The 14,025-nt window shown below is 72.7% G+C and carries 13 protein-coding genes and 2 pseudogenes; 6 read left to right on the top strand and 9 right to left on the bottom strand.

Translation table 11 applies throughout. The features are described from left to right. Positions 1 to 35: 35 nt before the first annotated feature. Positions 36 to 1,493 carry a MocR-like pyridoxine biosynthesis transcription factor PdxR gene (pdxR, locus tag A6P39_RS30920; RefSeq protein ID WP_067042899.1) on the top strand — a complete coding sequence of 486 codons (1,458 nt, stop codon included), beginning with the start codon at positions 36 to 38 and terminating at the stop codon, positions 1,491 to 1,493. A gap of 132 nt (positions 1,494 to 1,625) precedes the next feature. Here the strand turns inward: pdxR and A6P39_RS30915 are convergent, their stop codons facing one another. Both A6P39_RS30915 and A6P39_RS30910 read right to left on the bottom strand, forming a co-directional pair. Continuing rightward, entirely contained in the window at positions 1,626 to 1,880 is a 255-nt protein-coding gene (locus tag A6P39_RS30915) for a DUF397 domain-containing protein (protein WP_067042896.1), read from the bottom strand. Continuing rightward, positions 1,881 to 2,741, bottom strand: coding sequence for a helix-turn-helix domain-containing protein (locus A6P39_RS30910; RefSeq protein WP_067042892.1), 861 nt, complete (start codon positions 2,739 to 2,741; stop codon positions 1,881 to 1,883). A 231-nt stretch (positions 2,742 to 2,972) separates the two neighbouring features. Between A6P39_RS30910 and A6P39_RS30905 the strand changes: the two are divergent. Together A6P39_RS30905 and A6P39_RS30900 are read left to right on the top strand one after the other, a co-directional pair. Then, a pseudogene (locus tag A6P39_RS30905) lies at positions 2,973 to 3,572 on the top strand (ATP-binding protein); the annotation flags it as partial. Between the two features lie 464 nt (positions 3,573 to 4,036). Continuing rightward, positions 4,037 to 4,435, top strand: a complete 399-nt coding sequence (locus A6P39_RS30900) for a hypothetical protein (protein ID WP_067043009.1) — start codon at positions 4,037 to 4,039, stop codon at positions 4,433 to 4,435. A gap of 134 nt (positions 4,436 to 4,569) precedes the next feature. Here the strand turns inward: A6P39_RS30900 and A6P39_RS30895 are convergent, their stop codons facing one another. From A6P39_RS30895 to A6P39_RS30875, 5 genes are all read right to left on the bottom strand, one after another. Next, the gene (locus A6P39_RS30895) at positions 4,570 to 4,746 is read right to left on the bottom strand and encodes a hypothetical protein (RefSeq protein WP_199840745.1); all 177 of its coding nucleotides are present in this window, start codon (positions 4,744 to 4,746) and stop codon (positions 4,570 to 4,572) included. Positions 4,747 to 4,899: 153 nt separating this feature from the next. Next, complete coding sequence (locus tag A6P39_RS30890) at positions 4,900 to 5,544, bottom strand: DUF899 domain-containing protein (RefSeq protein ID WP_067042889.1); 645 nt, start codon at positions 5,542 to 5,544, stop codon at positions 4,900 to 4,902. A 162-nt stretch (positions 5,545 to 5,706) separates the two neighbouring features. Next, complete coding sequence (locus A6P39_RS30885) at positions 5,707 to 6,702, bottom strand: SMP-30/gluconolactonase/LRE family protein (RefSeq protein WP_067042886.1); 996 nt, start codon at positions 6,700 to 6,702, stop codon at positions 5,707 to 5,709. 172 nt (positions 6,703 to 6,874) lie between these two features. Further along, positions 6,875 to 8,773 (bottom strand): FUSC family protein, encoded by a 1,899-nt coding sequence (locus A6P39_RS30880; RefSeq protein ID WP_107304288.1) that lies wholly within the window; start codon positions 8,771 to 8,773, stop codon positions 6,875 to 6,877. Between the two features lie 107 nt (positions 8,774 to 8,880). Then, a complete protein-coding gene (locus tag A6P39_RS30875) occupies positions 8,881 to 9,693 on the bottom strand; it encodes a nucleotidyltransferase domain-containing protein (RefSeq protein WP_067042880.1) in 813 nt (270 codons plus the stop codon). A 224-nt stretch (positions 9,694 to 9,917) separates the two neighbouring features. On the opposite strand from A6P39_RS30875, the pseudogene A6P39_RS30870 reads away from it, so the two are divergent. Further along, positions 9,918 to 10,466 (top strand): annotated as a pseudogene (locus tag A6P39_RS30870) (RidA family protein); the annotation flags it as partial. Between the two features lie 9 nt (positions 10,467 to 10,475). Next, positions 10,476 to 10,958 (top strand): GNAT family N-acetyltransferase, encoded by a 483-nt coding sequence (locus A6P39_RS30865; protein WP_067043006.1) that lies wholly within the window; start codon positions 10,476 to 10,478, stop codon positions 10,956 to 10,958. Positions 10,959 to 10,982: 24 nt separating this feature from the next. Here A6P39_RS30865 and A6P39_RS30860 read toward each other — a convergent pair whose 3' ends face one another. Both A6P39_RS30860 and A6P39_RS30855 read right to left on the bottom strand, forming a co-directional pair. Then, complete coding sequence (locus tag A6P39_RS30860) at positions 10,983 to 11,705, bottom strand: aspartate/glutamate racemase family protein (protein ID WP_067042877.1); 723 nt, start codon at positions 11,703 to 11,705, stop codon at positions 10,983 to 10,985. 5 nt (positions 11,706 to 11,710) lie between these two features. Continuing rightward, complete coding sequence (locus A6P39_RS30855) at positions 11,711 to 13,171, bottom strand: NCS1 family nucleobase:cation symporter-1 (protein WP_067042874.1); 1,461 nt, start codon at positions 13,169 to 13,171, stop codon at positions 11,711 to 11,713. A 199-nt stretch (positions 13,172 to 13,370) separates the two neighbouring features. Here A6P39_RS30855 and A6P39_RS30850 point away from each other — a divergent pair, with 199 nt between their 5' ends. Continuing rightward, positions 13,371 to 14,024 carry a GntR family transcriptional regulator gene (locus tag A6P39_RS30850; protein WP_067042871.1) on the top strand — a complete coding sequence of 218 codons (654 nt, stop codon included), beginning with the start codon at positions 13,371 to 13,373 and terminating at the stop codon, positions 14,022 to 14,024. Position 14,025 lies beyond the last annotated feature (1 nt).

The following is a 14,025-nucleotide window of genomic DNA, read 5'->3' as shown; positions in this document are numbered from 1 at the left end:
ACGGGCCGGAAAGACCGGTTGTAGGGTGCATTTCCATGACGGAATCATGGGTCAATTCCGCCGAGCGGATCGGGGCCGACCTGCATCTGGAGCTGTCGGGTCCGGGCGGGCGGCGGGCCGCGCTGATCCGGGCGCTGCGGGAGGCCGCGCGCAGCGGACGGCTGGCCCCCGGCACACGCCTGCCGCCGTACCGTTCGCTCGCCGCCGATCTGGGCGTGGCCCGCAACACGGTGGCCGACGCGTACGCGGAGCTGGTCGCGGAGGGCTGGCTGACCGCCCGCCAGGGCTCGGGCACCCGGGTGGCCGAAAGGACGGCGCCACTGCGGGATGCCGTACGGACGCCGCTGAAGGCGCCCGCACGCGCGCGTGGGCCGCGGCACGATCTGCGGCAGGGCACGCCGGACGCCTCGGCGTTCCCGCGGGCCGCCTGGGCTGCGGCTTACCGGCGGGCACTGCAGGCGGCGCCGAGCGAGGCGTTCGGGCCGGGAGACCCGGCCGGGCGCCGGGAGCTGCGGGAGGCGCTGACGGCCTATCTGGCACGCGCGCGTGGCGTGCGGACAGGGCCCGACCGGATCATCGTCTGCTCGGGCTTCGCGCACGCGCTGCGGCTGTTGTTCGGCCAGGGCGCGGGCGGGGTGCTGCGCGGTCCGCTCGGCGTGGAGGCGTACGGGCTGGGCTTCCACCGAGGACTGCTCGCGACGGCCGGGGTGCGCACGGTGCCACTGCCGCTGGACGGGGACGGGGCGCGCGTGGACGTGCTCGGGCGGGAGCGGGCCGTACTGCTCACGCCCGCGCACCAGTTCCCGACCGGCGGCCCGCTGCACCCGGAGCGCCGGGCGGCCGTGATCGACTGGGCACGCGCGCGCGGGGCGGTGGTGCTGGAGGACGACTATGACGGCGAGTTCCGGTACGACCGCAGGCCCGTGGGCGCGCTTCAGGGCCTCGATCCGGAGCGGGTGATTTACATCGGTTCGGTCAGCAAGAGCCTGTCACCGGCGCTGCGGCTGGGCTGGATGCTCCTGCCGCAGCGGTATGTCGGGCCCGTGCTCGAGGCGAAGGGCGAACGGGAGGGCTGGGCGAGCGTCCTGGACCAGCTGGCGCTCGCGGAGTTCATCGTCTCCGGGTCGTACGACCGTCATGTGCGGCGCATGCGGCAGCGCTACCGGCACCGGCGTGACCGGCTCGTCGCCGCGCTCGCCGCGCACGCGCCGCACGTCGCGGTGACGGGTCTCGCGGCCGGGCTGCACGCGGTGCTGCGGCTGCCGCCGGGCACCGAGCGGTCCACGGTGAAGGCCGCCGCGTGGCAGGGCATCGCCCTCGACGGACTGGCCGCGTTCCGGCATCCGGAGGCCGGAACGACGTCGGGCGCCGGGCTGGGTGACGGACTGGGTGGCGGATCGGGCGACGGACTGGTGGTCGGATACGCGGCTCCTGCCGAGCACGCCTACGGCGCGGCACTGGAGGCCCTGTGCGGGGTACTGCCGCCGGGGTGAGGGCGAGGCTCGGCATGGGGCCCGGCGGCGGTGACGAAGACCGGCACCAGTACCAGGGAGTTGGGCGACAGCCAAGAAGCAGAAACATGAGCAGACGCAGGCGCAAACGCAGATGCAGGCGCAGGCGCGGACTCAGGACAGCAGGAAGTCGGCCTCCCCCGCCTTGGCGCCCTCGATGAACGCGGTCATCTCGTCCATGGTGTAGATCAGCGCCGGCCCGTCCGGGTCGGTGGACTGGCGCACGGCGATACGGCCGTCGGCCAGCTTCATCGCCTCCAGGCAGTTACCGCCGTTGCCGCCGCTCCAGGGCTTGTGCCACCCCTCGCTGCCCAGCTCCCGCGCGGGCATGCCGTTGTAGACGTGTCCGCGCGGCTTGATGCGATCCATTCACAGCTCCTTGCGGAGATCCTGGAGGATCTCCTTCGTGCGTTGTGCCGTAGCGGCCTGCGCCGCCATGCGGTCCATGACCTCGAGGTGGGTCGCCACCTCATTGCGCGCGTCCAGGTAGACGGCGCCGGTCAGGTACTCGCTGTAGACCATGTCCGGCAGTTCTGACATGGCAAATCGGAACAGCACGAAGGGCCCGTACGTCCCCGGATGCGGCCCATTGGCGAACGGGGCCACCTGGAGCGTCACATGGGGCAGCTTCGTGGCCTCCAGCAACTTGTCGATCTGCGCGCGCATCACCTCCGGTCCGCCGACCTGGCGGCGCAGGGCGGTCTCGTCCATCACCGCCCAGAAGCGGGGGGAGTCGGTACGGGTGAGCAGTTCCTGACGTTGCATGCGCAGCGCGACGTGCCGTTCGATGTCGTCCGGACTGGTCTGGCCGACGGCGCCGGACTTGAGCACACCGCGCGCGTAGTCCTCGGTCTGGAGCAGGCCGGGGACGAAGTGCGGCTCGTACGAGCGGATCAGGGCGGCCGCGCCCTCCAGGCTCACGTACATCGAGAACCAGCCCGGCAGGATGTCGTGGAACCGTTGCCACCAGCCGGGCCTGTTGGCCTCCTCGGCGAGCTGGACGAACATGTCGGCCTCGTCGTCGGGAACGCCGTAGGCCTTCAGCAGAAGTTGCAGATACGGGACCTTGAGGGCGACCTCGGCCATCTCCATACGGCGGATGGTGGCGGGGGCGACGCGCAGGACGTGGGCGGCCTCCTCGCGCTTCAGCCCGGCGCGTTCCCGCAGGTCCAGCAGGCGCCGGCCGAGGACCACCTGGCCCACCGTCGGCGCGGACCGCGGCTCGCTCACGCTGCCACCTCCACCGAAAACCCCTACCGGACAACCTCTGCCGCACTGCTTGCCGACAGCCCTGCGGCGCCATTCGAAGACTCATTCGAAGACCGGGGCGGATCTCCGATGCCCCCAATTGGCGCCGCTCGACGTGCTGTTGCGAGCAGTGTGCCACGGCCTTTGACCGAGTCACACAGCACTCTGCAATTTTCAGAGTGACACTTGCCAAGTGTTCACGGCGGGGAGATAGTGGCAAGCGTGATTCCGTCCGCGCCCTTAGGAACAGCCGCCGCCGCAGACCGTTCCGGTCTCGGTGCCGCGCAGGGAGCAGCTCCTCGGTGGGGCGCTGCCGAGCGCCGGTTCCGCTTCGAGCTGGCCGCACATCCGGGTTCCGTCGCCCAGGCAAGACGCCTGGCGCATGCCCGGCTGACCGCCTGGTCGGTGTGCGCGGACACCTGCGACAGCGCGACTCTGGTCATATCCGAGCTGGTCACGAACGCGATCGTGCACACCGCGAGCAGCCACGTCGTGTGCGAGCTGCTCGACCACGACGACATCGTGCGCATAGCCGTCCGCGACGAGGGCTGTGCCCCCGGCGAGCCTCACCCGTCCCCGCAGCGACCGGACGAGGAGCACGGGAGGGGATTGTTTCTCGTCGACGCGCTGTGCCGGGCCTGGGGTACACAGGAGCACGGTCCCGGCCTGCTGGTGTGGGCCGACCTGGACCGGCAGAGCGACCCGGCCCATGACACCGCCGAGCCGCGCGGTGACCTCGGGTGGGGCGCCCGCCCCAAGCCGGGCCGCTCGGACCCCTCCGACGAGGACGAGTCGGCCGAGGCCAGCCACGAGGGCACGGAGCAGGCCTGCGCCCACGGGGCTCCGGTGCGGGACGACGACGGTCGCAGGGCTCCGAAGCAGGTGCGTCGCGAAGTCCCGGGGCAGGCACCGCCTCAGGTGCCCGAGCGGCAGCACCGGTACGCCACGCCGGAGCAGCCCGCGCACCTGGCGTCCGAGCAGCTGCGCCACGCAATACCCGAGCCGTACCGCCCCACCGGACCGGAGCCCCATCGGCCCCGGCTCCCGGACCGCCCCTGGCACCAGCCGCTGCACCGGGCCCCCGAGCAGCGCCGTGCCGGAGAGCGCCCGTGACCAGCCGATACGACATCACCGGTGCGAGCGCAGGCGGCAATGGCGCCAGCCGCCACTACGGCACCGGTCCTGACGTACCCGGCCCGGCCGGCGCTCCCCAGGCTCCCGTCCCTGCCCGCACCCTCGCCGCCACCCCCGTCCCTGCCCACAGCCCCGACCGCCCGATCGGTCTCGACACCCTCGTGCGCCTGCAGCGCCGCCGGCCCGCCCCTCAGGCGCCGCGCAGGCTGCCGCTGCCGGAGGGCATGACGGCTCCGCTCGGCCGTGACGCCGTGGCCGTACCGGACCGCCTCGGCCCGCTCGTCGTCCCCCGGCTCCCCCGGCTGGGCTGCGTGTACACCGACGGCACGCGTTGGTGGTGGATCGTTCCGTCGGACTCCGACTACGCCCTTCCCTGGCCGTCCCCCGCCCAGTACGCCCCTGGCGCGCTGGTCGCCGGCACCGCGCGGCTCATCCACCGCCCCGAGGGCACGGCCCCGTACACTCCGCCGATCCCGCTGTACCTGGCCCTGTGCCGGGCGACCGGAACGGCCCCGGACTGGTCACGGGCGGTCTCGGCGTAATCCGGGCCGCAGCACCACCGGTCGGGCCCCGGACCCCGGGCCGCATCGCACCGCACCGCACCCGCGTCGCAGCCCTGGAGCAGTTCACCGCGTGCGGCTCCGGGCCCGCTCGCTCCGTGCGGGCCCGGAGCCGCTCACTCCGTGGCGTCGCCGCCGCGCACGATCACCAGGAACGTGTCCGTCGCGAGGTCCATGACGACCTCGGCGGGCAGGCCTTCCAGACGCCGCGCGCGTGCGAACTCCTCCGCGGGCCAGGAGCCCCGCGGGCCACCGGCGGGAAAGCGCTCGAGCACCGTTCGCCCGTTCACCATCTCGCACCTCCAGAAAGCTTCGCTCTTTTAGGAGTTAACGCCCTGGAGAAGGGAAACGCCTCGCTCAGTGACAGGACTGAGACATTACCTACACCCGTTCGGCGTGGATCGTAAGGATCCGTTTACCTTGTGACATCATCCGCACACTCTGTGTCAATTGTCGTACTCGTCGTGAAGACGGAGCCCTTCGCTGTCGTCCGGCTGGCGGCCCAGCGCGGTGAGGTCGAGCAGGCCCGCGAGGGTACAGGCCCCGTCCAGCCCGTCGTCGTAGGCCGAGTAGGTGTGGAAGACCCGGTCGTGGTCGCGCAGGAAGCAGCTGATGCCCGGGCGCTCGACCAGGCCCTTGTCCGACTCCACGGTGGCTTCGAAGTCGCGGTTGAAGTCGCCGTGGGACGAGGAGTACCAGGGCACCGCCCAGCCCATGCGCGCCTTGAACGGCAGGATCCTCGTGAACGGGGCCCGGGAGACGGACGCGAACGAGGTGTTGCGGGCACTCAGATGGGCGAGGTGACCGAGCTGGTCCAGGAAAGCCGCGCAGCACGGACAGCCGGTCTCCCACTCCGGCGCGAACATGAAGTGGTGGACGACGAGCTGGGCGCGCTCCTCGAACAGGTCGAGGAGGGTGGCCTTGCCGTCACCGCCCTCGAAGACGTACTCCGTGTCGACCTCGACCATGGGAAGCTGCCGCCGCCGCGCGCCCAGTTCCTCGCGCGCCCGCCTGACCGCCTCTTCCTTGCGCAGCAACTCCTCGCGCGCCGCGCGCCACTGCTCACGCGAGACGATCTCCGGAAGCGCCATGGGTCCTCCTGTCCGCCGGTCGGTTCGGGGTGGTGACCGTCGGCGGGAGCGGAACTCATCGCCGCGCGCGAAGATTTTTCGGCGCCTCTTCGGAACGACCGTCGGGCGGGGAGGGGCGGCGGGGCGGGGCGAGTGCCTGGACGCGCCCCGCCGCCCGCCCTGTCAGTGCCCGGGTTCGCAGTTCAGGCGGGCCAGCAGCAGATTCGGGTCCTTCTTGGTGAAGTACGCGGCGCTGTCGACGTAGACCGTCCCGTCCTGCACGGCCAGGGAGGTCGGGTTGGACAGCCCGTCCTCCCGCGTGAGCACCGCGGTGCGGGTGCCGTCGGGGTGCACCTCGACGACCTCGTCGTCGCCGATCAGAGCCGCGAGGACGGTGTCGCCGTCCGGTGCGGCGAACGTGAAGTCGTCGACGTGGTCGAGCCCGGTGGCCCGGGTCTCGACAGGCCCCGCGGAGCCGTTCGGCCGTACGGGAATGCGCAGCAGGGTCCCCCGGTCGCTGTTCGACACCCATACGGCGCCGCCGTGGATCTTGACGCCGTTGGCGCCGAAGCCGGCGCCCGTGACGGGGACCGGGTCGAGGGCGGTGTCCCGCGCCCACACGGTCGGCGTGCCTCCTGCCTGCGGGACCCGCCACACGATCCCCTGCACCGAGTCGGCGGCGTAGAGCACTCCGTGGCGCTCGTCGAGGGCGAGACCGTTGGGCAGTGCGGTGGCCGGCAGTTCCGCGATCTGCTGGGGCGCGCCTCCGTCGGGGGCGATGCGCCAGATGCCGGTCTTCTCCGTGCCGGTGGCGTAGTTGACGTAGAGCGTGCCGTCGTGGGCGCGGACGATGCCGAAGACGGTCGCGGCCTTCAGGTTGGGGGTGTTCGCGTTCGGTTCGTCGGGCAGGGTCGCGCGGATCGTGTAGTGCCCGTCGGGGGCGACGTGGGCGACCTGCCGTGCGGAGGCGAAGGTCAGGTCGGCGGAGCCGTCGGGCTCGACCGTGATGTTCTCCGGCGACTGTCCTGTCGCCAGGTCGAAGTGGGCGATGATGTGCGGCTGGGACACGGTTGGTTCACCGGCGGACGCGGGTGACGCCATGAGGACACCGGCGGCCACGACGGCCGTGACGACGCCGGTCGCGCATCTGAGACGGGTGAGTCGGGTGAGTCGGGGCATGAACCTCTCCTCCGAGCGGGGAACATGGACCTTTCTCACGGACGCAGAAACGCCGCGGTGGGTTGATCCCGGCTGACCCGCAGGTGGGTCACAGTCCGCGGGAACGCCGGCGGCCGCACCGATCGGCTGGACCAGCCCGACCAGCTGGACCAACCCGACCGGCCCGACCGGCTCACCCGGCAAGGGGCAGGGCGGGCAGCCGTATCGCCGCCCGCTCCCGGCCCTTCTCCAACTCGGCCAGCAGCTCGGCGAGTTGGTCCATGTGCCGGGGTGCCGGGCGACCGGTGTCGTCGAGGTGGACGGCGCACGCGGTGGTCGCGTCGACAAGTCGCTCCAGGACGTCCGCGACCGCGTCCGTGCCCGCGGTGTGCCGGGCCAGAGCGGGCAGTTCGGCGGCGGCGAGGGCGATGGCGGTGCGGGCCTCGGCGAGGGTGCGGTAGGCCTCCCGGCGCAGCACCCAGCGCTCCGCGCGCTCGCCGAACTCGCCGGACCTGCCGCGCTCGCCACACTGACCGGACTCGCCGAACTCGCCGAGGACATGCGCGAGGTAGGCCTGCGCGGCGCTCCCGGCCGCCTCGAGCCGGGCCCGTACCCCGCCGCCGCGCTCCCCCGGCATCGGCAGATGCCCGACGACCAGCACGAGCGCGCACGCGAGCAGCGTCTCGCCGATCCGGCTGAGCGAGGCCTGCGGTTCGCCGCCGACCATGATCAGGGCGAGGACGAGCACGGTGACGACGGCGGTCAGCGCGGCGAAGTGCCGGGTGGCGACGGGGACGAGCGCCCCGCAGACCGCGACCAGCGCGATCAGCCCCGCCGGGCGCGGCAGCAGCGCGGCGAGTCCGGCGAACACCAGGGCGCCGAGCACGGTACCGGCGGCCCGGCACAGCACGCGGGAGGCGAGCGGGCCGAGGTCGGGTTTGACGAGGAAGACGGCCGTGGCGGGCAGCCAGTACCAGTGCTGGTGGTGGCCGTACCAGCGGGTGTGGTGCAGCGCCTGGGCGATGGCGGCGCTGGCCCCGAAGCAGAGGGCCACGCGCAGCCCGTACTCGCGTCCGCCGGTGCCGACCGCGGCCCGGGCCGCGTCCTTCGTGCTCCGCCGCCGGGCCGGCAGCCGGTGGTCACCGCTGTCGGCCCGGTCGAAGGCCTCGGCGGCTCGCAGCAGGGCGTCGTCCAGGGCACGCAGCGCGGGAACGGACCGGCTGGGGGCGGGCAGCGGGCCGGTGCCGGTGTTGCCGCGGACGGCGGCGGCGAGCCGCCGGGGCGCTTCCGCCGCCCGCACGGAGACGGGCTCCCCTGCCCAGTACAGGGCGGTGGCGGCCTCGGCCAGGGGCAGCGCGGCCGCGTACTGGGCGTGCAGCCGACGCTCGGCGGCGGAGCCGGCGTACCAGCGCAGCCGGGGTCCGGCCAGGGCGTCCTGCGCGTGGTCGAGGGCGGCGGTGAGCGCGGCGCGCCGCCCCGCCGCCTGCTCACCGCCCACGGCATCGAGGAGGCCGGCGACGGCGTCGTACACCTCGGCGACCGCCTGCCGCTCCCCGTCGAACCGGAAGTCCCCGGCGAGCGAACCGGGCGTGGGCAGCGCGAGCCGCAGCAGGATCAGCCAGCCGGCCCCGGCGAGGAAGGCGAGCGCCCGCTGCCAGCCGCTCTCGGCCGCGGGCATCCCGGCACCGAGCGCGGCACCGACGAGGAGCTGCGTTCCGGCGGCGGAGGCGACCGGTCCGACCGCGCTGATGCCACCGGCGACCAGCCCGAGCAGGGTGAGCGTCACGGTCAGCGGTACGGCGGCCATCGCCTGCCCGGCGTACGTGCCCGTGAGCAGCCCGAACGCCCCGGCCAGCGCGGGCACCCCGAGCCGCCTGACGCTGGCACGGCGGCTGCCGGGCCGGTCGTTGATGCCGGCGAGCATCGCGGCGATGGCGGCGAGGACACCCGTGGGCAGCCGGTCCGCCAGCACACCGGCGAGCAGCAGCGGCCCGGCGGCGAGCGCACCCCGGGTCACCGCGCTCCAGGGAACGGGACCGCGCTGGGCGCGCAGGGCGTGGGCGAGCCAGAGAGGTACAGCGGGCCGGGACACGGGACTCCTGTTCGTACGACGGCGGGGTGGGCCTTCGGACGACGGTGGCCGGCGGACCGCGCCTCCACGGTAGGGCGGGGCGGCCGGACAATCGGGGCGATCACGTTTCAGGGAGATGAAAGGTGCCCGGAGCGGCCGGTTTCTTTATGAACGCAATGCGAACGCGATGTCCCGACGATCCGCTCGGCTTCGGTGACGGCACGGATCAGCGCTTCGGGCTCGGCCCGCAGCGCACTCACCACCGCGTCGATCCCGCGCAGCCCGGCCCGCTCCAGCAGCCGCTTCTCGTTGGTCACCCACTCCCCGCGCGCCGCGAGCACCCCGTGCGCGGCCTGGGCGGCGGCCGTGGCAATGGCCCCGGCGGTCTCGGTGAGGCGGCCGTGCGGGGCGTGGTTGGCCTTGGCGTAGGCGAGCGTGACGGCGGCGGTGCCGTGCCACCGCTCGGCGGCGGTCACGCGCAACTTGGCCGGGTAGCCCGCCGGGCGCGGGAGGGTGCCCCTGAGCACGTGGTTGACGGCGAGTTCGGCGACGATCAGGTACGTGGGAATCCCGGCGAGGTGGAAGAGCAGCGGCTCCACCCGGAACCGCCCCTCCTCCGCCTCCGCCAGCTCGTGTTCGACCACGTCGAGGTCGCGGTAGTGCACATCGACCCGGTGCCCGTCGACGGTCAGCCAGGCTCCGCCGTTGAACACCCCGCCGCCCCAGCCGCCGACCTCGGACACCTCGCCCTCCCAGCCGACGGCTCGCAGGTCGTCGGGGTCGAAGGGGCCGCGGTAGTAGATCGCCAAGTCCCAGTCGCTGTCGGGGCGATGAGTGCCCTGAGCCCGGGAACCGCCGAGGGCGACGGCCTGGACGGTGGGCAGGGCGGCGAGACGGCCGGCGGTGGCGGCGAGGAACTCGGGGTCGGGCAGGCTGGGCATGAAGCGGCACTTCCGGTCGGCGCGGGCGAGGACGGGGACGGTGACGGGGCGAGGGAGGGCGGAGCACGGGCGTGCGCGCGGGCGCGGGCGGGGCGGGGCGGGGCGGGGCGGGGCGGGGCGCAGGCAGCGTAGGGCGCGGACGGGACGCGGGGCGACACGATAAACGGGCCCTCGCCCGATCGGCGGGTGCGGCGACTCGGCAAGCCGGCGCGGCGCATGGGCACATGCGTGCGGGACGGCAGGGGTCCGGATGCACGGGGACGGCAAAGGGTCCGGATGCACGGGGACGACATGGGTCCGGATACGCGGGGACGACGGAAATCCGGATGCGCGGGGGCGTACTGGCCGCAGATGATCGGAAGTTGCCGATTCCCGCCCCTCCAGGAGCCGCCGTGATCCGCCGAGTGAACACCCCCGGTCTCTTCCCACCGCCCACCTATGCGCACGCCTCGGTGGTGGAGGCGGGCACCAGGCTTGCCTTTCTCGCCGGGTCCGTGCCGCTGGACGCGGACGGGAGGATCGTCGGCCCGGGCGATCCCGTGCGGCAGGCCGAGCGGGTGATCGACAATCTGCGCGAGCAACTGCACGCCGTCGGAAGCGACTTGGCGCATGTGATCGTGACGGATGTGTACGTCGTCAGCAGCGAGACGGCCGACCTGTCGGCGGTGTGGGACGTCGTGGAGGCCTCCGGGCTGAGCGCGGGACCGCACTCGTCCACGCTGCTCGGGGTCTCCTGCCTCGGGTACCCCGGGCAGCTGGTGGAGATCACGGCCACGGCAGTGGTGCCGCAGGCGGGCGGGCCGGACGGGACCGGGGTCGTGCTCCGGCGGGCCGTGGGGGCGGACGCCCGGTCCGCCGCCGACGTCTGGCTGCGCTCCTTCGCCGCCGCGCTGCCCGGCGTCGTCCGGCCGCACTCCGACGACGACGTCCGGGACTACTTCCGGGACGTCGTGGTGCCGTCGCGGGAGACCTGGGTGGCTCAGGCGGCCGACGGCGGGATCGTCGGGGTGATGGTCCTGCACGAGGAGGAGCTGTCCCAGCTGTACCTGGATCCCGCCTGGCGGGGACGGGGCATAGGCGACCGGTTCGTAGCGCTGGCCAAGGAGCGCAGCCCGGGCGGGCTGGCCCTGTGGACCTTCCAGGTCAACAAGCCCGCCCACCGGTTCTACGAGCGGCACGGCTTCACGGCCGTCGAGTTCACCGACGGGAGCGGCAACGAGGAGCGGGAGCCGGATGTGCGCTACGTCTGGCGGCCCCGGGACTGACACCCGGTCGTCCTTGCTGCCGGGTCACCGCGGCTGCCGCCCCCACCTCCTGTCCTTCGGCAGCGGCTTGTCGTAGCTGCCTGCCCGGCTGGTCGTCAGGCCCAGGGCCACCAGGGACTCGGCGAGCCGGACCGCCGCCGCCACACCGTCCACCACCGGCAGCCCGAGCTTCTCGCCCACCGTGCGCTGCAGGCCCGTCATCCCGGCGCAGCCCAGGACGAGGACCTCCGCGCCGGCGTCCCGGGCCCGCTCGGCCGCCGTCAGGAACGCGGCCTCCGTGCGCCCGGGGTCGTCGGCGAGGTCGAGGACACCGAGGCCGGTGCCGACGACGGCGGCGCAGTTGCGCGCCACGCCGGCGGTCTCCAGGCTGTCCTCGATCTGGCCACGGGAGCGGTCGAGGGTGGTGACGACGCCGTAGCGGCGGCCGAGCAGGCAGGCGAGGTGCGCGGCGGCCTCGGTGATGTCCACGACCGGGACGTCGACCAACTCCCGTACGCCTTCCCGGCCGTGCTCGCCGAATCCGGCGAGCACGACGGCGTCGTACGGCGGCCCGTCGTAGGTGCGCAGCGCGTCCAGGACGGCGGCCGCCGAGAGGTAGCTGTCGAGCCAGCCCTCGGCGGACACAGGACCCCAGGCGGGGGTCAGGCCGGCCACGGCGGTGCCCGGGCCCGCGGCGGCCCGGGCGCCTTGGACGATCTCCTCGGTCATCTCCTGCGTGGTGTTGCAGTTGGTGACGACGATCCGCACGGCCGTCAGACCTCCTCCGCCGTACCGACCGCGCGGTCGCGGCGGTTGAGCACGGCGTACAGGGCGGCGGCGAGCGCCGTACCGATGAACCAGGAGTACGGCGCCACGTCGCTGAAGCTCTTCACCAGCGCCAGCACGGCGGCGACCGCGGCGGAGGGCAGGAACGCCCACAGCGCCCTGGGGTTGACGCCCTTGCGGTAGTGGTACGGGCTGCCCGGCCGGGCGTCGAAGAGGGCGTCGGCATCGATCCTGCCGCGCTTGACCCAGTAGTAGTCGATCATGATCACGCCGAACAGCGGGCCCAGGAAGGCGCCGAGGCCGCCGAGGAAGTAGTTGACCACGGTCGGGTTGGAGAAGAGGTTCCAGGGGGTGACGGCGAGTGCGGCCACCGTGCTGATCAGGCCGCCTACCTTGAAGGTGATCTTCTGCGGCCAGACATTGGCGAGGTCGTACGCCGGTGAGACGAAGTTGGCGACGATGTTGACGCCCATGGTGGCGACCGCGAACGTGAACGCGGCGATGACGAGTACCCAGGTGTTGCCGACCTTGGCGACCAGTTCCGCCGGATCGGTGATGGCCTGTCCGAACGCCTTCAGCGAGCCGGCCGTGACGATCACCGACACGACGACGAAGGCGGTGGAGTTGATGGGCAGGCCCCAGAAGTTGCCGCGCCGGACGGTCTTGTAGTCGGGCGCGAAGCGGGAGAAGTCGCAGAAGTTGAGCATCAGCGTGCCGTAGGTGGCGAGGATCAGGCCGATCGCGCCGAACCACTGGCGCCACTGCTCGCCCGTGCTCACCGGGTGCGGGGTCGAGGTGAGCGAGATGCTCCAGTGGGCCTTCGCCAGGACCCAGAGCGCCAGCGCGATCATCACCAGCCAGATCGCGGGACCGCAGAAGTCCTGGAACCTGCGCACGGACTCCATGCCCTGACTGATGATCAGCGCCTGGATCAGCCAGAGGGAGAGGAAGGAGATCCAGCCGAGCGCGTCGAGACCGAGGAAGGAGTGGTGGGTGAGCGACTTCAGGCCCGGCCAGGCGGCCAGCAGCATCACATTGACGGCGACGGAGGCCAGATAGGTCTGGATGCCGTACCACATGATGGCGATCACGGCCCGGATCAGCGCCGGGATGTTGGCGCCCCAGACGCCGAAGCTGATGCGGCTGACCACGGGGAACGGCACGCCGTGGCGCTGGCCGACCTTCCCCATCCGGTTCATGCCGGCGTAGATGAGCACGAAGCCGGCGAGCAGGGCCGTGAAGACCTGCCAGACGTTCATGCCGAGGACCAGCAGACCGGCGGCGAAGGTGTAGTTGCCGAGGTTGTGGACGTCGGACATCCACATGGCGAACAGATCGAAGACCTTCCAGTTCCGCTGCTCGGCGGGGGCGAGGTCCTCGTTGACGAGGCGGGGGTCGGGGACGAACGCGGGGGCGCCGGTGGCTTCGGCGCGGTCGGCGAGGGACACGGGGCCTCCTGGACAGGGGGACGAAGGGGCCATACCGCAGCTCATGCGAGAACTCGGGCGTACCGCTGGCCGAAAGCCGGCGATGCGGCCGCGTTTGGTATACCAAACTGCCGACATGGTGCCGTCGTCAAGCGTTCGGACCGATGTCGTTGCCGTTACGGCCCCGTAAAAGTCGCCTCGCGTCGGCGAAGATGGGCCCATGACGAAGATCGAACCCCTGGGCGCGGTGCGCGAGCGAGTGCTGGCGAGCCTGCGGGAGGACATCATCGCCGGGCGCCTGGCACCCGGTGACCGGCTCGTCGAGCGGGAGCTGGCCGAGCGGTTCGGCGTCTCGCGGGTACCGGTGCGGGAGGCGATCCGCGCGCTGGTCGCCGAGGGCTTCGTCCTGTTCGAGTCGGCGCGCCGCACGGTCGTACGCCGGCTGACCCCGACCGATGTCCGGGAACTCTTCGAGCTGCGCGAGGCGTTGGAGGTGTACGCGGCGGGACTGGCGGCGTCCCGGGTGACCTCCGAGGCCCTGGCGGAGCTTCGAGAGCTGCTGGAGCAGGCGGCGCGGGCGACGAAGGAGGGCGATGCCGAGGCGATCACGGACATCAACACCCGCTTCCACGACCGCATCCGCGCCCTGGCCGGCAACAGCCTGCTGATCTCGGTCATGGAGCCGGTCGACGGCCGCCTGCGCTGGCTCACCAGGCGGAACGAGGAGTGGCCCCAACTCCTCTCCGAACACCGTGAGTTGTACGACGCGATCGCCTCCGGCGACCCCGAGCGCGCCCGTGCCCACGCCCTCGGCCACGTCCGCGCCAACTACCGCTCGACGGTTCGGCACCTGTTCGGGGAGGACGCCCTCTGAC

This window comes from Streptomyces sp. FXJ1.172, from assembly GCF_001636945.3.
Classification (GTDB): domain Bacteria; phylum Actinomycetota; class Actinomycetes; order Streptomycetales; family Streptomycetaceae; genus Streptomyces.
Note: the sequence above shows the minus strand (reverse complement) of the source record. Positions and strands in the feature narration are given on the sequence as shown.

Excerpts from the sequence above, each read along its gene's own strand:
- A6P39_RS30895 (WP_199840745.1), bottom strand. The coding sequence starts at position 4,746 with ATGGTGAACGGGCGAACGGTGCTCGAGCGCTTTCCCGCCGGTGGCCCG.
- A6P39_RS30890 (WP_067042889.1), bottom strand. The coding sequence starts at position 5,544 with ATGGCGCTTCCGGAGATCGTCTCGCGTGAGCAGTGGCGCGCGGCGCGC.
- A6P39_RS30885 (WP_067042886.1), bottom strand. The coding sequence starts at position 6,702 with ATGCCCCGACTCACCCGACTCACCCGTCTCAGATGCGCGACCGGCGTC.
- A6P39_RS30915 (WP_067042896.1), bottom strand. The coding sequence starts at position 1,880 with ATGGATCGCATCAAGCCGCGCGGACACGTCTACAACGGCATGCCCGCG.
- A6P39_RS30850 (WP_067042871.1), top strand. The coding sequence starts at position 13,371 with ATGACGAAGATCGAACCCCTGGGCGCGGTGCGCGAGCGAGTGCTGGCG.
- A6P39_RS30875 (WP_067042880.1), bottom strand. The coding sequence starts at position 9,693 with ATGCCCAGCCTGCCCGACCCCGAGTTCCTCGCCGCCACCGCCGGCCGT.
- pdxR (WP_067042899.1), top strand. The coding sequence starts at position 36 with ATGACGGAATCATGGGTCAATTCCGCCGAGCGGATCGGGGCCGACCTG.